General features: G+C 73.5%; 18 protein-coding genes. 6 read left to right on the plus strand and 12 right to left on the minus strand.

Going from position 1 to position 17216, the window contains the following annotated elements:
• The first annotated feature begins 91 nt into the window (after positions 1-91).
• On the plus strand, positions 92-640 hold the full coding sequence (locus tag CLT75_RS16210) for a hypothetical protein (protein ID WP_135241394.1): 549 nt from the start codon (positions 92-94) through the stop codon (positions 638-640).
• A 133-nt stretch (positions 641-773) separates the two neighbouring features.
• Here CLT75_RS16210 and CLT75_RS33305 read toward each other — a convergent pair whose 3' ends face one another.
• The 6 genes from CLT75_RS33305 to glnA all read right to left on the minus strand — a co-directional run bounded on the left by CLT75_RS33305 (position 774) and on the right by glnA (position 7039).
• The gene (locus CLT75_RS33305; RefSeq protein WP_486485190.1) at positions 774-2465 is read right to left on the minus strand and encodes an alpha-amylase family protein; all 1692 of its coding nucleotides are present in this window, start codon (positions 2463-2465) and stop codon (positions 774-776) included.
• Entirely contained in the window at positions 2420-3799 is a 1380-nt protein-coding gene (locus CLT75_RS33310) for a carbohydrate binding domain-containing protein (protein ID WP_486485191.1), read from the minus strand. The genes CLT75_RS33305 and CLT75_RS33310 overlap by 46 nt, the downstream gene beginning before the upstream one ends.
• A gap of 206 nt (positions 3800-4005) precedes the next feature.
• Positions 4006-4362 carry a VOC family protein gene (locus CLT75_RS16220; protein WP_135241395.1) on the minus strand — a complete coding sequence of 119 codons (357 nt, stop codon included), beginning with the start codon at positions 4360-4362 and terminating at the stop codon, positions 4006-4008.
• A gap of 97 nt (positions 4363-4459) precedes the next feature.
• Positions 4460-5152 carry a WYL domain-containing protein gene (locus CLT75_RS16225; protein WP_135241396.1) on the minus strand — a complete coding sequence of 231 codons (693 nt, stop codon included), beginning with the start codon at positions 5150-5152 and terminating at the stop codon, positions 4460-4462.
• A 31-nt stretch (positions 5153-5183) separates the two neighbouring features.
• Positions 5184-5609 (minus strand): DUF350 domain-containing protein, encoded by a 426-nt coding sequence (locus tag CLT75_RS16230; RefSeq protein ID WP_135241397.1) that lies wholly within the window; start codon positions 5607-5609, stop codon positions 5184-5186.
• An 80-nt stretch (positions 5610-5689) separates the two neighbouring features.
• Positions 5690-7039, minus strand: coding sequence for a type I glutamate--ammonia ligase (gene glnA / locus CLT75_RS16235; protein WP_121683520.1), 1350 nt, complete (start codon positions 7037-7039; stop codon positions 5690-5692).
• 205 nt (positions 7040-7244) lie between these two features.
• On the opposite strand from glnA, the gene CLT75_RS16240 reads away from it, so the two are divergent.
• Together CLT75_RS16240 and panB are read left to right on the plus strand one after the other, a co-directional pair.
• Positions 7245-9005, plus strand: coding sequence for an NAD+ synthase (locus CLT75_RS16240; protein ID WP_135241398.1), 1761 nt, complete (start codon positions 7245-7247; stop codon positions 9003-9005).
• 120 nt (positions 9006-9125) lie between these two features.
• Positions 9126-9971 carry a 3-methyl-2-oxobutanoate hydroxymethyltransferase gene (gene panB, locus CLT75_RS16245; protein ID WP_135241399.1) on the plus strand — a complete coding sequence of 282 codons (846 nt, stop codon included), beginning with the start codon at positions 9126-9128 and terminating at the stop codon, positions 9969-9971.
• A gap of 45 nt (positions 9972-10016) precedes the next feature.
• Here the strand turns inward: panB and npdG are convergent, their stop codons facing one another.
• The 4 genes from npdG to CLT75_RS16265 form a co-directional block, all read right to left on the minus strand.
• Positions 10017-10715 (minus strand): NADPH-dependent F420 reductase, encoded by a 699-nt coding sequence (gene npdG, locus CLT75_RS16250; RefSeq protein ID WP_135241400.1) that lies wholly within the window; start codon positions 10713-10715, stop codon positions 10017-10019.
• A 66-nt stretch (positions 10716-10781) separates the two neighbouring features.
• Positions 10782-12218: an RNB domain-containing ribonuclease gene (locus CLT75_RS16255; protein WP_135241401.1), complete on the minus strand. Its 1437-nt coding sequence runs from the start codon at positions 12216-12218 to the stop codon at positions 10782-10784.
• A gap of 62 nt (positions 12219-12280) precedes the next feature.
• Positions 12281-13033 carry a histone gene (locus tag CLT75_RS16260; RefSeq protein ID WP_486485192.1) on the minus strand — a complete coding sequence of 251 codons (753 nt, stop codon included), beginning with the start codon at positions 13031-13033 and terminating at the stop codon, positions 12281-12283.
• A gap of 77 nt (positions 13034-13110) precedes the next feature.
• Positions 13111-13314, minus strand: coding sequence for a hypothetical protein (locus CLT75_RS16265; RefSeq protein WP_486485193.1), 204 nt, complete (start codon positions 13312-13314; stop codon positions 13111-13113).
• A gap of 236 nt (positions 13315-13550) precedes the next feature.
• Here CLT75_RS16265 and CLT75_RS16270 point away from each other — a divergent pair, with 236 nt between their 5' ends.
• Entirely contained in the window at positions 13551-14771 is a 1221-nt protein-coding gene (locus tag CLT75_RS16270; RefSeq protein ID WP_486485194.1) for a M48 family metallopeptidase, read from the plus strand.
• 3 nt (positions 14772-14774) lie between these two features.
• Here the strand turns inward: CLT75_RS16270 and CLT75_RS16275 are convergent, their stop codons facing one another.
• Complete coding sequence (locus CLT75_RS16275) at positions 14775-15740, minus strand: hypothetical protein (RefSeq protein ID WP_486485195.1); 966 nt, start codon at positions 15738-15740, stop codon at positions 14775-14777.
• Positions 15734-16060: a PadR family transcriptional regulator gene (locus CLT75_RS16280; protein WP_135241405.1), complete on the minus strand. Its 327-nt coding sequence runs from the start codon at positions 16058-16060 to the stop codon at positions 15734-15736. The genes CLT75_RS16275 and CLT75_RS16280 overlap by 7 nt, the downstream gene beginning before the upstream one ends.
• Before the next feature lie 236 nt (positions 16061-16296).
• Between CLT75_RS16280 and CLT75_RS16285 the strand changes: the two genes are divergently transcribed.
• Both CLT75_RS16285 and CLT75_RS16290 read left to right on the plus strand, forming a co-directional pair.
• Positions 16297-16668: a hypothetical protein gene (locus CLT75_RS16285; protein WP_135241406.1), complete on the plus strand. Its 372-nt coding sequence runs from the start codon at positions 16297-16299 to the stop codon at positions 16666-16668.
• On the plus strand, positions 16665-17150 hold the full coding sequence (locus CLT75_RS16290; RefSeq protein ID WP_135241407.1) for a roadblock/LC7 domain-containing protein: 486 nt from the start codon (positions 16665-16667) through the stop codon (positions 17148-17150). The genes CLT75_RS16285 and CLT75_RS16290 overlap by 4 nt, the downstream gene beginning before the upstream one ends.
• The last annotated feature ends 66 nt before the right edge of the window (positions 17151-17216 follow it).

The following is a 17216-nucleotide window of genomic DNA, read 5'->3' on the forward strand; positions in this document are numbered from 1 at the left end:
CAGCTCGCTGACAGGTTCGCCACGGGTGGTCCTCAGTTCCGGCGACCACTGTCGGTGACGTCATCGCACCACCACCGAACAGGAGAATCGCATGATCCGCACGATGTCGAAGAAGCACCTGCTGGCCGGCCTGGCCGCTGCCGGCGTGCTCGGCGTCGGGATCGCCGCCCCGACGGTGGCGCTCGCCGACGACAAGAGCCCGAACCCGTCTTCGAGCGCCAGCAGCACCACCGACCAGGGTGACGACCGCCGCCAGAAGCACGCCGACCGGCAGGCCGAGTTCGCCGAGGCTCTCGCCAAGGAGCTGGGCGTCTCGACCGACAAGGTCACCGCGGCGCTGGAGAAGCTGCACGAGCAGCGCCAGGGCGACCGCCCGGAGCGGCCGGAGCGGCCGTCGACCGAGGACCGGCAGGCCGCGCTGAAGGAGCGGCTGGACCAGGCCGTCACCGACGGCAAGCTCACCCAGGAGCAGGCCGACGCGGTGCTCAAGGCCGCCGAGGCGGGCGTGTTCCCGGGTCCGGGCAAGGGCGGCCCGGACGGCACGCCCGGCCACCACGGCAAGGGTGGCGACAAGGGCGGTCCGGAGGGCAAGGCCGACCAGGGCGCCGAGGCCGAGCAGGAGGGCCAGGGCGGCAAGTGACGCGGTGACCCCGCCGCCCCTCACCGGCCGTTCCCTCCTCCTGGCCGGCGCCCGGCGGGGCCACCCACGCCTGATCCCCTCGGACCGCGGCGGGGTGGTGGTGCACTCGCACCACCACCCCGCCGCGCCCGTCTCAGCGCAGGTACGGCCCGTCCACGCCGATCCTGCCCGGCGCCGGGTTGCCGGGGAGGTCGAGCACGTAGACCCGGAGGTTGCCCTTGCCGCCGGCCGGGGCGGTGAGCGTGCCGTCGGTGACCGTCTTCACGTCACCGGTGACCGCGTCCACGTACCGGCCGTTCGGCACCCCGCGGAACGTGGCGCCGCCGGACACGGTGACCAGCGCGAAGCTGTCCACCGCGCCCTGGGTGAAGCGCCGCTTGTACGCCATCGCGCCGCTCACGCCCTCGGTCGAGTACTGCCCCTTCTGCAACGCCGGCACTGCCCGCCGGATCAGGTTGAGCCGCTGCACGTGCTTCACCAGCGGCTGCGCGAGCGTGGTGGCCACCGCCCCGCCGGCCGAGCCGACCACCCCGAAGTCGCTCGCGGTGACGCTGCCGGCCAGGTGGTCGCCGTAGTAGGCCCGGCCGGTGGTGTCGAGCGGACAGCTCGGCCCGCAGTCGATCCGGGCGCCCTTGCGGAACTCGATCTCCGAGCCGTAGTAGAGCGTCGGGATGCCGCGGAACGTCCACATCAGGCTCATGTTCTCCGCCCAGGCGTCGGTGCCGCCGGTGTACCGGGTGGAGGACTTGTTCGGCCCGTAGTCGTGGCTGTCGACGTAGACCACGTTGTACGTCGCGTCGTTGTAGCTGTCGTCGGAGTCCTTCCCGTTGCCGAACGCGTTGCCGGCGTCGGAGAAGTTCATGTGCATCCGCATGTCGATGACGTTCATGCCGGAGAACTGCGAGTGGTCCGGCGCGTGGTACGTGTTGCCGCGCAGGAACGCGTTGTCGGTGGTCGGTTGCCCGTTCGGGCCGAGCAGCTGCTCGTGGTCGTACTGCTCGATCGCGGCGCGGACGTCGTCCGGGCTGTACTCCTTGCGCTCCTTCCAGGTGAAGAACTGCGCGGAGTGGTTGACCGAGCCGCGGTTCCACTTGTCGTTGACGAACGCGGCGACCTCGCCGAAGACGTAGAAGTCCTTGCCCTTCTCGCCGAACCGGGCGACCGCGTGCTGCTGGATGGCGGGCAGGAAGCGCCGGTTCCAGGTGACCCGGGGGATGTGCACGGCGGTGTCGATGCGGAAGCCGTCCACGCCCATGTCGATGAACCTGTTGTACGCGTCGATCAGGTACTGCTGCACGGCGGCGTTCTCGGTGTTGAAGTCGGCCAGGTCCTCGTGCAGCCAGCAACTGCGCGAGTCCTCGCCCTCCCAGTTGCCGATCCAGCACTGGTGGTACTTGTCGGCCGGGAAGAGCTTGCTGGTCGGGGTGGGCCACTGGCACTGGTGGAGCGTGTAGCCCTCGGGGCTGCGCCCGCCGGTCGGCGTACCCCAGTTCAGGCACTGGTTGCCGGCGGGCGCGGCGGACGACCACACGTCGCCGTTGTACGGCCGGCCCTTGGCCTTGGCGTTCTGCGCCGGGGTGAGCGCCGGGTCGTTCCCGGTCGCCTCGACCGTCGGGTCGTACTCCCGGCCGGCCTGCGGCTGGTCGTAGTACCACTTCCACTGCTCGTCGCGGGTGCCGTAGACGGTGGGCGTGAACAGGCCCTTGGCGCCCCACCGGGAGCTGTGGTTGTAGACCACGTCCTGGAAGATCTTGATGCCCTTGGCGTGCGCGGCGTTGATCAGGTCCTGGTAGGAGGCGCCGGCGCTCTCCAGCCGCGGGTCCACCCGGTAGAAATCCCAGCCGTGGAGCCGTGGAAGTCGTAGTCGGACCGGTTGAGCACGACCGGGGTGATCCAGAGCGCTGAGAAGCCGAGCGCCTTGATGTAGTCGAGCTTGTCGACCAGCCCCTTGAAGTCGCCCCGGAACATCGGGTCGTCGTTGGCCGCGTTGCCGGAGGCGACGTGCTGGCTGCCGCCGCGGTTGTTCGTGGGATCGCCGTCGGCGAACCGGGCGGTCATCACGAAGTAGATGGTGTCCTCGCGCGGGTCGCCGCCGAGCGGGGCGCCGCCGGTCTGCGGGGTGCCGGTGGTCGCGGAGGCGGGCGCGCTCGCCGCCGACCGGTTGCCGGCCGCGTCCAGGGCCCGCACGGTCCAGGTGTACGCGGTGCCCGGCCGCAGGTCGTACGCGACGTGCCGGGTGGTGGTGCTGGTGACCGTGGTGCCGCCGGCTCCCCCGGTGCGGGTCAGCTCGTACCCGGTGACGCCCCGGTCGTCGGTGGCGGCGGTCCAGGTCAGCGTGACCGCCAGCCCGTCGGCGACGGCGGTGAGGCCGCCCGGCGTGGACGGCGGGGTGGTGTCCGGGGTGGCCGGCGCGCACGGGTCCGCGGCGGCGGCGGTGACCCGGCCGTTGTCGACGACACTGCGTCCCACGCCCAGGGTGTAGTCCACGCCGCCGTTGTTGTCCCAGGTCCCGGCGGTGTTGTTGAACGCGGCGGTCAGGCCGGTGGCCGCGCCGAGGTCGACGATCCGGCGGGCCCAGCCGGCGCAGCGCGTCTCCATGACGACGCCCGGCGCGGTGGTCCAGGCGCCGCCGGTGGGCCGGTAGTGCAGGTTCGCGGCGGCCCAGCCGCGCGGCGCGAGGTGGTACCAGACCTCGGCGGTGTTCCCCGGCGTCGGGCTCGGCGCGACAGTGGCGGACGGGCTCGCGGTCGGGGTGCCGGACGGCGACGGGGTGGCGCACGGGTCGCCCGTGCCGATCCGGCCGGCGGCGACGGTCACGGTGCCGGCGCCGAGGCGGTAGTTGGCGCCGTTGTTGTTGTCCCAGACGCCGCTGCCGTTTGTGAAGACGACCTGGAGCCCGGCGGCGGTGCCCAGGTCGACGGTCTTGCGGCGCCAGCCGGCGCAGGCGGTGTCCATCGGCACGCCGGGCACGGCCGTCCAGCCCTGCCCGTCCACGCCGTAGTGGATGTTGACGGACGCGCCCCAGGCGGCCGGTGACTGGTAGTAGACGGTGACGGTGTCGGCCGCCGCGGCGGCGGTGAACGGCAGCAGCGCGGCGAGCACACCGACGGCGAGCGCGAGCGCTCCCCACCGGCGGCGGTTGGTGGTGGTGCCCCTCATGGCGCTCTCCTGACACCCACGCCCGCACGGCGGGCGCAAGGGGATGAAGGCGTTGCAAGAACTTGCGACGCGTGGTGCCAGGAAGTTACCAGCTTCGATTCCCTGGAACCAGGGGTTCACCGTAGACACGGACGTAACGGACTGCACCGCCCGCAACGACTTGCTCCCGGCCGGCGAACGGCCGGGCCGGGAGCAAGGGCGCGCGCTCAGCCCTCGGCGGGCGGGGTGAAGACGCCGAGCAGGTTGCCCGACGGGTCGCGCAGCAGGGCGCGTACGAGTCCGATCGGCGTGGTCACCGGCGCCGTCAGAACGGTCCCGCCGGTCGCCTCCGCCCGGCGGCAGGTCTCCGCCACGTCCGCCACCTCGGCGTAGAAGATCGCGTAGTTGCCGGCGTCGGTGTCCCGGACCGCGCCGCCGATCCCCCGCTGCCCGCCGGCCGCCGTCTGCCGGTACGGGCCGCTCTGCTCCTCGAAACTCCAGCCGAACAGCTCGGAGTAGAACCGCTGTACCTCGTCCGGGCGGTCGGAGCCGATCTCGAACCAGGTCACGGGCGTGCTGGACATACATCCTCCTGAGGTTCGCGCCGGCGGTCGGCCGGCGTCGTCAGGATTCAGCCTCGTACCGGGCCACGACAGCGTCCTGTCGGTGTTTCCACCCGGATCAGACCAGGGTGAGCGGGCGCACCCGGTCGACCGGCACGTCGAGGTCGCCGGGACGCAACTCCCGGGTCACCGGCTCGGCCAGCGGGTGCACCGACACGATCCGGTCGGTGCGGAAGCAGCGCAGACCGTCGCGCAGCCGGCACCAGGCGACCAGGTACCAGTGCACCGAGTTACCCAGGTAGGCCAGCGGCTCCACGTCGCGCGCCGAATCGGCGCCGCCGCGGTCGGCGTACCGCAGGCGCAGCACCCGCCCGGCGGCGACCGCGTCGGCGACGGCGGCCGGAACGGGCGTGCCCGGCCCGTCGCCGACCAGGTGCACCCGGCCGGCGAGCCGGTGCGCCTCGGCCACCGCGGCGGGCGGCATCACCGCGACCAGCTTGCGCAGCGCGGCGCCGGCCGCCGGGGCGAACGGTGAGCCGCCGAGCCGGTGCAGCGCGACGGCCATCGCCACCGCCTCGGCCGGTGTCAGGTTGACCGGCGGCAACGTGCGCGCCCGGTCGACCACGTAGCCGCCGGTGCGGCCCGGCTCGGCCCAGATCGGCACCCCGGCGGCCTGCAACGCGGAGATGTCGCGCTCGACGGTGCGGGTGCTCACCTCGAAGCGGCGGGCCAGCCAGGTCGCGCTGCGCGGGCGCGGCGAGACCGCCCGCAGCTCCTCGACCAGGGCGTAGAGGCGGTCGGTGCGATTCACCCCCGGACGCTAACCCGGGGGTACGACACCCTCAGGCGATGCAGGCGCAGACGATCAGCGCGGCGCCGAAGTGGGTGGCGGCGCTGACCCGGGCCGCCGGGTGCGGCTCGTCGGCGGCGATGACGTCGCCCAGCCTGCCCGGGGTGAGCAGGTCCAGCACCAGGAACGCCAGCGCCATCACCAGCAGGCCCACCAGCCCGAACACCACAGTGGACGCGAGCCCCTTGGTGAACGAGCTGTAGCTGGTCAGCACGGCGGTGAAGACGATGCCGGCGATGCCGAGCTGGTTGGCGGCGAGCAGCAGCGCGGCGTTGCCGTTGCGGCGCACCCAGATCAGCTCCCGCAGCTTGCCCGGGGTGAGCAGGTCGACGAGCAGGAATCCGGCGGCCATCAGGGCGACCCCGACGATCCCGAACACGATGCTCTGCCACGCCCCGTCGAGCAGATCTCCCAGCACCAACGCCTCCCCGGCTCACGCCGCCCGGCGGTGGTGCCGGGGCGGTGCCGCAGACGATAGCGGCACCGCGCCAGCGTGATCTAGAGCGAGAGGTAGCGCTGCCGCTCGTACGGGGTGACCTCGCGGCGGTACTGCTCCCACTCGGAGCGTTTGTTGCGCAGGAAGAAGTCGAAGACGTGCTCGCCGAGCACCTCGGCGACCAGCTCGGAACCGGCCATCACGTCGATCGCCTCGGCCAGGTTCTCCGGCAGCGCCTCGTACCCCATGGCGCGGCGCTCGGCGCTGCTCAGCGACCAGACGTCGTCCTCGGCGCCCGGGGGCAGCTCGTAGCCCTCCTCGATGCCCTTGAGACCGGCGCCGAGCATCACCGCGAACGCCAGGTAGGGGTTGGTCGCGGAGTCCAGCGAGCGGACCTCGACGCGGGCCGAGTTCGGCTTGCCGTACGCCGGCACCCGCACCAGCGCGGACCGGTTCAGGTGACCCCAGCAGACGTACGCCGGGCTCTCGGTGATCCGGTCCGGCAGCGCCTGCGGGAACAGCCGCTTGTACGAGTTGACCCACTGGTTGGTCACCGCGGTGTACTCCCGGGCGTGGGTGAGCAGCCCGGCGATGAACGACTTGGCGACCTTGGACAGCTTCATCGGGTCGCCGGCGTCGTGGAACGCGTTGCGCTCCCCCTCGAACAGCGACAGGTGGGTGTGCATGCCGTTGCCGGGCTGGTCGGTGAACGGCTTCGGCATGAAGCTGGCCTGCACGCCGGTGGAGAGCGCCACCTCCTTCACCACGTGCCGGAACGTCATGATGTTGTCGGCGGTGGTGAGCGCGTCGGCGTAGCGCAGGTCGATCTCCTGCTGGCCGGGGGCGACCTCGTGGTGGCTGTACTCCACCGAGATGCCGATCCGCTCCAGCGCCAGCACCGCCTGGCGGCGGAAGTCCCGCGCCACGGCGTGCGTGGTGTGCTCGAAGTAGCCGCCGGTGTCCACCGGGATCGGCACCGAGCCGTCCTGCGGGCCGTTCTCCAGCAGGAAGAACTCGATCTCCGGGTGGGTGTAGAAGGTGAAGCCCTTGTCCGCGGCCCGGGAGAGCATGCGGCGCAGCACGTGCCGCGGGTCGGCCCAGGACGGGCTGCCGTCCGGCAGCGAGATGTCGCAGAACATCCGGGCGCTCTCGCCGCTGACGCCGCCCTCGAACGGGAAGACCTGGAACGTCGTCGGGTCCGGCATCGCGACCATGTCCGACTCGAAGACCCGGGCGAAGCCCTCGATCGCGGAGCCGTCGAAACCGATGCCCTCGTCGAAGGCCGCCTCCAGTTCCGCGGGGGCCACCGAGACGCTCTTGAGCGTGCCGAGCACATCGGTGAACCACAGCCGGACGAAACGGATGTCCCGCTCTTCCAGCGTACGGAGGACGAACTCCTGCTGACGGTCCACTTCCACCCCTCGTGACACGTACGTCCGCACCGGTCGGGCCGGCCCGGCCTGACCGCCCAGTCTCCACCGGGCTCGTTACGCCGACGTTACGCCCTCCCCGGCCGGCCGTCCCGCCGTGTCCACCGGGCTGGGACACGCGGGGCCGCGGTGCCCGTCTGCCGCAACCGGTCGGATTCGGCCGGGAGGCCTGGGGGAAGATGAGGACATGCCCACCCTGCGTCTCGCCCTGTGCCAGGTCAACCCGACGGTAGGCGACCTCGCCGGCAACGCCGGCCTGGTCCGCTCGTGGACCCGTCAGGCCGCCGACGCCGGCGCCCAGCTCGTCCTGTTCCCCGAGCTGATGCTCACCGGTTACCCGGTCGAGGACCTGGTGTTCCGCCGCTCGTTCGTGGCCGCGTCCCGCGCCGCGCTGCACCGGCTCGCCGCCGACCTGGCCGCTGACGGCCTCGGTGAGCTGCCGGTCCTGGTCGGCTACCTGGACGCGGACGGCCCGCCGCAGGTCAGCTCCGACGCCCAGCCGGGCCGGGGCGCCCGCAACGCGGCGGCGGTGCTGCACCGGGGCGAGGTCGTGGCCACCTACTTCAAGCACCACCTGCCCAACTACGGCGTCTTCGACGAGGACCGCTACTTCGTCCCCGGCGACACGCTGACTGTGGTGCGCGTGGGCGGGGTGGACGTGGCGCTGACCATCTGCGAGGACCTGTGGCAGGCCGGCGGCCCGTTCGCGGTGGCCCGGGAGGCCGGCGTCGGGCTGGTGCTGAGCATCAACGGCTCGCCGTACGAGCTGAACAAGGACGACGTGCGGCTGCCGCTGGTACGCCGGCGCGCCGCCGAGGCCGGGGCGGCCATCGCGTACGTGAACATGGTCGGCGGCCAGGACGAGCTGGTCTACGACGGCGACTCGATGATCGTCGCCGCGGACGGCACGCTGCTGACCCGGGCCCCGCAGTTCGTCGAGCACCTGCTGGTGCACGACCTGGAGCTGCCGGCGGCGGCAGGTGCACCCGGCGGGACCGGCGCGCTGAGCGACGGGATGCGCGTGGCCCGCCACGACATCCCGGCGATCCCGGCCGCGCCGACCGGCCCGGCGGCGGACGGCGGCATCATCGAGCCGGTCGCCGACGAGGCCGAGGTGTGGCACGCGCTGGTGCTGGGCCTGCGCGACTACATCGACAAGAACCGCTTCCCCTCGGTGGTGCTCGGCCTGTCCGGCGGCATCGACTCGGCGGTCGCGGCGGCCATCGCGGTGGACGCCGTGGGCCCGGAGCGGGTCGTCGGCGTCTCGATGCCCAGCCAGCACTCCTCCGAGCACTCCCGCACCGACGCCGAGGACCTGGCGAAGCGCACCGGCCTGGACTACCGGGTCGAGCCGATCCAGCCGATGGTGGACACGTTCCTGGCGAACATGTCGCTGTCCGGGGTGGCGGTGGAGAACCTCCAGGCCCGGGTACGCGGCGTCATCCTCATGGCGCTGTCGAACCAGGAGGGCCACCTGGTGCTCACCACCGGCAACAAGAGCGAGCTGGCGGTGGGTTACTCCACGCTCTACGGCGACTCGGTGGGCGGCTACAACCCGGTCAAGGACGTCTGGAAGACGCTCGTGTGGCGGCTGGCGAAGTGGCGCAACGCGGACGCGGCGCGGCGCGGGCAGACCCCGCCGATCCCGGAGAACTCGATCGGCAAGCCGCCGTCGGCCGAGCTGAGTCCCGGCCAGCTCGACAGCGACACGCTGCCCGACTACGACGTGCTCGACCCGATCCTGATCGGCTACGTCGACGGTGACCTGGGCCGCGACGGCCTGATCGAGTCCGGTCACGACCCGGCCGTGGTGGACAAGGTGCTGCGGATGGTGGATACCGCCGAGTACAAGCGACGGCAGTCCGCGCCCGGCACCAAGATCTCCATGAAGGCGTTCGGGCGGGACCGGCGGCTGCCGATCACCAACCGGTGGCGCGAGGACGGCTGACCGCTCCCCCGGCCGGGGGAGTGACATCCTCCACTCCGACCTGCCCGCGGCCCGCCGCCCGGTGCGACGATCGCGGGGAACCCGGGGACCGCGTGCGCGGCCTCGAGGAAGGAGATTGTCATGGTGGAGTCCACCCCGGCCGAGGTGACCGCCCTCTACGGCGGGCCGGCCACCCGGCGGGTACGCACCCGCGACCTGATCGCCGCCAAGGAGCGCGGCGAGCGGTGGGCGATGCTGACCTCGTACGACCAGTACACGGCCTCGATCTTCGACCAGGCGGGGATCCCGGTGCTGCTGGTCGGCGACTCGGCGGCGAACAACGTCTTCGGCTACGAGACCACGCTGCCGGTGACCGCCGAGGAGCTGCTGCCGCTGGTACGCGCCGTCGTACGGGCCACGAAGCACTCGCTGATCGTCGGTGACCTGCCGTTCGGCTCGTACGAGGAGGGGCCGGCGCAGGCGCTGCGCACCGCGGTGCGGTTCATGAAGGAGGGCGGCTGCCACGCGGTGAAGCTGGAGGGCGGGCGGCGCTGCGCCGCCCAGATCGAGGCGATCACCGGCGCCGGCATCCCGGTGATGGCGCACATCGGCTTCACCCCGCAGAGCGAGCACACGCTGGGCGGCTACCGGGTGCAGGGCCGGGGCGAGGCCGCCGAGGAGGTGCTCGCCGACGCGCGGGCGGTGGCCGGGGCGGGCGCGTTCGCGGTGGTGCTGGAGATGGTGCCGGGTGAGGTGGCCAAGCGGGTCACCGCCGAGCTGACCATCCCCACCGTCGGCATCGGGGCCGGCCCGGACACCGACGGGCAGGTGCTGGTCTGGCAGGACATGGCCGGGCTGCGGACCGGCCGGGCGCCGCGCTTCGTGAAGCGCTACGCCGACCTGGCGGGCGCGCTCACCGACGCCACCCGCCGGTTCGCCGACGAGGTACGCGGCGGCGAGTTCCCGGCGGCCGAGCACACGTTCTGAGGCGGTACGGCGGGAGCCGGCGCCGGCCCGCTCCCGCCGCGCTCGTCAGAGGTCGGTGACGCGGATGCCGGCGTGCGCCTTGTAGCGCTTGTTGATCGCGATCAGGTTGGCGGTGAACGCCTCGATCTGGTGGGCGTTGCGCAGCCGCCCGGCGTAGATGCCCCGCATGCCGGGGATCCGCGCGGCCAGCGCGCCCACGACGCCCACGAGTTCCCGGTCCTCGGTGCAGATCAGCACGTCCAGGTCGATCCGGTCGATCTCCGGGTCGGCCAGCAGCGGCGCGCTGACGTGGTTGAACGCGGCGCAGACCCGGGACTCGGGCAGCAGCGCGGCGGCCTGCTGCACGGCGCTGCCCTCGGCGACGGGAAGCGCGTACGGGCCCTGCTTGTCGAAGCCGAGCGGGTTGACGCAGTCCACCACGATCTTGCCGGCCAGCGGTCCGGCGAGCGCGGCGACGGTGGCCGCGTGCCCGTCCCACGGCACCGCCACGATCACCACGTCGCTGCGCCGGGCGACGTCCTCGTTGTCGCCGCCGGAGACGACGGCACCCTCCGGTACGTGCGGCAGGGCGGCGATCTCGGCGGCGGCCTGGGTGGCCCGCTCCGCGGTGCGGGAGCCGATCAGCACGGTCTGCCCGGCCCGGGCGAACCGGTAGGCGAGACCCCGTCCCTGGTCGCCGGTGCCACCGATGATGCCGACGGTCAGCCCGGAGACGTCGGGCAGCGTGGTCGCGTCGTAAGCCATGGGCTCATCCTCGCAAAGCGGGGGCACGTGCGGTGCATCCCGATGCTGTGACAATGGCCGCGCTGGTCACGCCCGTTCGAAGGCGACCCGGCGCTGGGCCGGGTCGGCGGCGGTGAGCCGTACCCGGACGCGTTCGCCCAGCGGCAGCTCGCCGGTGCAGCGGGCGCGCACCGGCGGCTCGTCGAGCGCGATGGTGCCGCCGGGCGGGCGGCCGGGGCGGCCGTTGCCCGCCGGGCGCGGTTCGTCCACGTCGAGCACCGCCGCCTCGAACGTCTCCCCCACCCGGTGTGCGAGCAGCACCGCCTCGGCCAGCTCCACGGCGCCCCGGGTGGCGGCGCCCGCCGTGCGGTCGGTCGCGGCCATCACCTCGGGCAGCTTCGGCAGCGCGGCCCGGACCTGCTCGGGCACCTCGCGGCCCTCGTGCAGCGCCAGGCAGACCTCGGTGGCGTAGCGGTCGGCCAGCCGTCGCAGCGGCGCCGTGACGTGCGCGTACGCGGCCGCCACCCCACCGTGCCCGGGCTGCTCGGGCAGTTCCCCGTCGAAGGCGGTGTACACGGCGCCGCGCATCAGCTCGGCGGCCTGGTCGACGAAGGCGGCCACCCGGGGCTGGGAGGTGTCCAGCCCGTCGAGCACCTGACCCACCGGGGTGCCGTCCGGCCAGGGCACGCCGAGCGGTCCGGCGGCGAGCCGCAGCCGCTCGACCGCCTCGGGCCGGGGCCGGGGCATGGTGCGCAGCAGCCCGATCCGGCCGGCCAGCATGATGTCGGCGGCGGCCATCCCGGTCAGCAGCGAGATCTGCGCGTTGTGCTCCTCCATCGCGCCGGGGCCGCGCAGCACCAGCCGCCACCCGTCGCCGTCGGGCTCGACGTCCTGCTCCGGCAGCGGCAGGTTGATCGCGCCCCGGCTCAGGCCCCGCGCGGTGAGCAGCGCCCCGATCTCGGGCAGCAGGGCGATCGGCTCGGGCAGCCGGCCGGCGTCGGCGTCGCGCTGCACGCCGCCGTAGTCGAGCTTGGCCCGGCTGCGCACCAGCGCCCGCTCCAGGGTGACCGCGACGGTGCCGCCGTCGGCGTCCAGGTCGACGGTCCAGAGCACGGCGGCCCGGTCGGCGTCGGGCAGCAGGCTGGCCGCTCCCTCGCTGAGCGTGTGCGGGTGCAGCGGCACGTTGCCGTCGGGCAGGTAGACGGTCTGACCCCGGCGCCACGTCTCGGCCTCCAGGTCACCGCCGAGGCGTACGTGGGTCAGCACGTCCGCGATGGCGTACCGGACGCGGTAGCCGCCGCCGGGACGGCGGGTGAGGTGCATGGCCTGGTCGAGGTCGCGCGAGGTCGCCGGGTCGACGGTGACGAACGGGATGTCGGTCCGGTCGGCGACTGCGGGTGGCGGCGCGGCGGCCGCCAGGTCGGCCTCGCGCTGCGCCGCGGCCGGGAAGCTCTCGGGCAGTCCCAGCTCGCGGCGCAGCGCGCCGAAGTCGATACGGGGCGCCAGTACGCGTCGGATCACCACGCGGTCAATCCTGACAGCGCCCCGCACGTTCCGCTCCCCGGGAGGGAGCAGTGTCCGCGGCGTCAGGCGCGGCGGGCCGGCGCCTTACGTGCGGTGGTGCTCTTGGCGGCGGTGCTCTTGCGGGCCGGCGCCTTCTTCGCGGCGGTGGTCTTCTTCGCCGCCGTGGTGGTCTTGCGCGCGGTGGTGGTCTTGCGGGCGGGCGCCTTCTTCGCCGCCGCCTTGCGCGCCGTGGGACGCGTCGAGGCGGTGGTCTTCTTCGCGGGCGCCTTCTTCGCCGCGGCGGTGGTCTTCTTCGCCGCCGAGGTGACCTTCCGCGCGCCGGTGGTCTTCTTGGCCGCCGTCGTCTTCTTCGCCGCCGTCGTCTTGCGGGCCGGCGCCTTCTTCGCGGTGGCGGTGGTCCGGGCCGTCGTGGTCTTCCGGGCCGCCGTGGTCTTCTTGGCCGCGGTGGTCTTCTTGGCCGCCGTGGTCTTCTTCGCCGGCGCCGTCTTCTTGGTTGCTGTCGTCTTCTTCGCGGTGGTCTTCTTCGCCGGCGCGGTCTTGGCGGTGGCCCGGCCGGCCGGCGCCGTACGAGCGGCGGTCTTCTTCGCCGTCGTCCTGCTGGTGGTGGTCTTGGTGGCCGGCGCCTTGCGCGCCGCCGACACGACCTTCCTGGCGGCCGCCTTCTTTGCCGCCGCCTTCTTTGCCGGTGTCCGTCCGGCGCCGGCGCCCGAGGCGTTCGGCGACGCCTTGGTGACCGTCGTCGTCCTGCCCGCGGCGGTCCTCTTCGCGGTCGTCCGTTTCGCGGCCGGGCGGGTGGCCTGCTGTGCTTCGGCCATCTCGGTTCCCTTTCCTGGGGACGTGCTCTCGCCCTCGCGGAGCACGGATCACCTCGACGCGGGCCCTCCCGCGCCGTCTAGCGGCCCTCCCCGGCCCAACGGGCGTCCTCGGCGTCCCACGCGTCGTTACGATCCCGCACTGTCTGCAGGGCGTTGTCCGCGTCGGCGGCTGAGGCGTACGGTCCGAGAACGTGCTTGGCGGGGCACACGTCGGCATCGGTCTCGACCCGGTGGTGTCGCGTGCACCAGTAGTAGTGCCCACCACTTCCGTCGTCGCTCATGCGATCACTGTGCACCGGGAACCGCCCGGCCGCCACCGGAACGGCACAAATAGTCACGGCCTTCTCCACATTAGACCTGGTCGGGGCGGTTGTGGCGGGGAACGGCGGAAGACCCGGAGATGCCCGCACTCGTCCGAACGGCCGGTACCGGCGCGGGTGGGGAACGGACAGGATCGGCGCTCGTGATCACCACGACGACGGGCACGGGGGCCTGTCCGCGATGCGGCGCGACACCGGTGTCGCTGGACGGGGCGTTGCCCTGGTGCGCCGGGTGCGACTGGAACCTCGACACCTACGACGCGCGCCGCCAGCCGCCGGAGTTCGGCTGGTCGCCTGTCGACAGGCGGACCCACCGGCTCGCCGCGCGGCTCACCCGCCGGCAGTACGCCGCCCTGCTCGGCCGGTCGCTGGAGCCGACCGGGCCGGGGTTCACCGGCGTTCTCGTCGCCGCCATCTCGGTACTTCTCCTGCTCGGCGTGGCCGGGATCGCGGTGGCCGGGGTGTGGCTGCTGTTCGCGTACCCCTTCCCGAACCTCGCGGTGGTCGGCGGCGTGGCGCTGATCGCGCTCGCGGTGGCGCTGCGGCCGCGTTTCGGCCGGCTCGACCGGGACCTGGACGTGCTCACCGAACGGGAGGCGCCGGAGCTGCACGCCCTGGTCCGGGAGGTGGCGACGGCGGTGGGCGCGCCGATGCCGCACGTGATCGGCGTCGACGACGGCATCAACGCGTACGCGACGTCGGTCGGGCTGCGCCGGCGGCGCGTGCTCGGTCTCGGGCTGCCGCTGTGGGGTGCCCTGGACGGCCCGGCGCGGGTCGCGCTGCTCGGTCACGAGCTGGGCCACTTCGTCAACGGCGACGTCCGCCGGGGGCCGGTGACCCAGCCGGCGCTGACCATGCTCGGCAACGCCGCCGACCTGTTCCGGCCCCGGGGCGGGTCCGACGGCGGCGGGGTGCTGGTGATGGTCGGCGAGTGGCTCGGGAACCTGGCGTCCTGGACGCTGTCGCGGCTGCTGTTCGCCGGGCACGTGGTGCTCGTCGCGACCGCGCTGCGGGAGAGCCAGCGGGCCGAGTACCTGGCCGACGAGATGGCCGCCCGCGCCGGCGGCACGTCGGGCGCGACCCGGCTGCTGGATACGCTGCTGCGGACCGACTCGGTGGCCACCGCGGTGCGCAACGCGGTACGCGGCGGCCACGGGCCGGACACCTGGCGGGTGGAGACGGGACGCGCGCTGGACGCCGCCGCCGAGCGGCTGTCGCTGGAACGCCAGCTCACCGTCCGGGAGGACGCCTCGCTGTTCGCCACCCACCCGCCGACCGGCCTGCGGCACCGGATGCTCGGCGCGCGGCCCTGGCAGGATCCGGCGGTGACGCTCACCGAGGCACGGGCCGCGCGGATCGACGCCGAGCTGGCCCGGCACTACGAGCGGGCCGGCCGGGCGCTGAGCTGGAACGCCTGACGCTCAGGCAGGTGCCGGGACGGGCTCCGGACCGGGTACGGGGGCGGGCGCCGGGCGGGCCGCCGCGATCGCGTACGCCAGGGCGTAGGGCGTGCAGGCCAGGTGGAACATCGGCTCGACGAGCACCCGGTCGGTGATGAGGAACCGTTCCCAACCGGTCGGCCGGGGCAGCCCGAACGACGAGTCGGTCCAGCAGGTGAACAGCCAGAGCGGTGCGGAGATCCGGTCCACCGCGTCCGGCGGCAGACCGTCCGCCACCGGCGCGGTGGCCGGGATCGAGGTGACCACCGCGAGGATCACCGCCGCGTCGGCCGCCACCAGCGCGCCGAGCAGCCCGGCCGACCACGCGAGGCGGACCCGGCCCTTCCGCGCCAGCGCCCCGGCGGCCCAGAGCGCCGCCGTCAGCAGCGCCAGCCAGAGCAGCAGCCCGGGCACCGTCTCCCACACCTGGCTCTCGCCCCGGGCGGCGAGCAGCGCCAGCGTCGCGGTCACCGTCGCGGCGACCGGCAGCACCACGCCGAGCGCGGTGGGCAACGCCCTGACGCGTACGGTCCGGCGCGCGGCCCGGGTCACGACGAGCGCGAGCGCCGTGCCGAGCAGCGCGGTGAGCGCCGACCAGGCCGGCAGCTGCGCGGCGGCGGCCCACGGCACGCGCATCTCCAGCCACCCGTGGGCCACGCCCGTCACCGCGGCCGCGACCACGAGGACCGCGACGCAGGCCGACGGCGCGAGCAACAACACCCCTGCGGTACGCCCCAGCCGCCGCGACCCGGCCCGCCCGGTCAGTGGCGCGGCCGCCCGGCGCGCCGCCAGGCTCGCGGCGAACCGGAGCATCACCCACCGCTGCCCGGTGCGGGCCAGCTCGTGCAGCTCGGCGGCCCACTCGCGGGCCAGGTCGGCGCGCAGCTCCGCCGGCCACCGGCGTACCGCGACCCGCAGCAGCAGCGCCGCCACCCACCGAGTCACCACGCCGGCGCCCCGGCCGGGTCCGCGCCGCCGGCACGTTCGGAGGGTACGAGGGCACGCAACTCGGCCAGCGCCAGCCGGGCCGACCGGATGCCCTCGCCGGTGAGGCGGTAGTAGCGGCGGGCCGGGCGGCCGGCGGCGACCGGGTCGACGTCCTCCCAGTCGGCGGCGAGCCAGCCCGCTTCCTGGAGGCGGTGCAGCACCGGGTAGAGCGTCCCGCTGGGCAGGCCGGTGAGCCGCATCAGGTCGAGGCCGTAGCGCGGCGCCTCGGGCTCGGCGAGCAGCGCCGAGAGCACCTTCGCCACCGGAATGGTCAGTCGCACGGGCCTACTCTATCGGAACTCTACATAGGGTGGTTGCACCGTCGTAGCAGGACAAACGGTGATCGGCAATGGGACGGCGCGGTCCGTTTGCCGGGACCGGAGGCCGGTCCGGCGGGGACCGCTCAGGTGGATCACCAGCGGCCCGGATGCAGGCCGCGACTCCATATGCGAGCCTCGACGGACGAATCCGCTGTCGCGCTTCCAGCGGACAGCGACCCGAGCTGGGGAGAGAAATCGTGGGCAACCTTGACGTCGCGCTGAAGAACGCGATGAACATCGACGGCGCGATCGGGGCCGCGCTCGTCGACTACACCAGTGGCATGACCCTCGGCGTCGCCGGCGGCACCGGCGAGATCGACCTGACCGTCGCCGCCGCCGGCAACACCGACGTCGTACGCGCCAAGCTGCGCACCATCGAGATGCTCAAGCTCGACGACGAGATCGAGGACATCCTGATCACGCTCGGCAGCCAGTACCACCTGATCCGCCCGCTGAGCAACCGCACCGGCAAGGGACTGTTCCTCTACCTGATGGTCAGCAAGAGCCGGGCCAACCTCGCGATGGCGCGGCACCAACTGCGCACGATCGAGGAGAGCCTGGAACTGTGAGCCGGGTGGACGACCTCCCCCGCCGTACGCGCGCCCAGGCCGGCACCCTGCCGCCACCACAGGCGCTTCCGCGGTCGCTGGCCGGCAACCCGGCACTGCCGTACCCGGCCATCGGCCAGGAACTCTCCGCGCTGCGGTTGCAGATCCCCGGCGTGCACGGCTGCGTCCTCGGCGGCGTCGACGGCCTGCTCGTCACGCACAACCTGCAGAACGGCGCCGACCCGGACGACCTGGCCGCGCTCGCCGCCACCACGTACGGACTCGGCCGTCAGGTCGGGCTCCGGCTCGGGCAGGGCGACTTCCAGCAGTCCACGGTGCGCAACGCGGGCGGCTACCTCAGCGTGTACGCGATCAACGGGCAGGCGCTGCTCGCCGTGATCGGCACGGACAGCATCAACGTGGCGCGGCTGCACCTGCACGCTCCGACCACCGCGGGCCGGCTCGCCGAACTACTCGACGGCGTCAGCCCGGCCACGTCCTGACGTACGCCGGTCGTCCCGGTCCCACCCGTCCGGACCGGAGGCGGCCGGCGTACCCCCGGCTTCTGC

The sequence above is a fragment of the Micromonospora sp. CNZ285 genome, assembly GCF_004637285.1.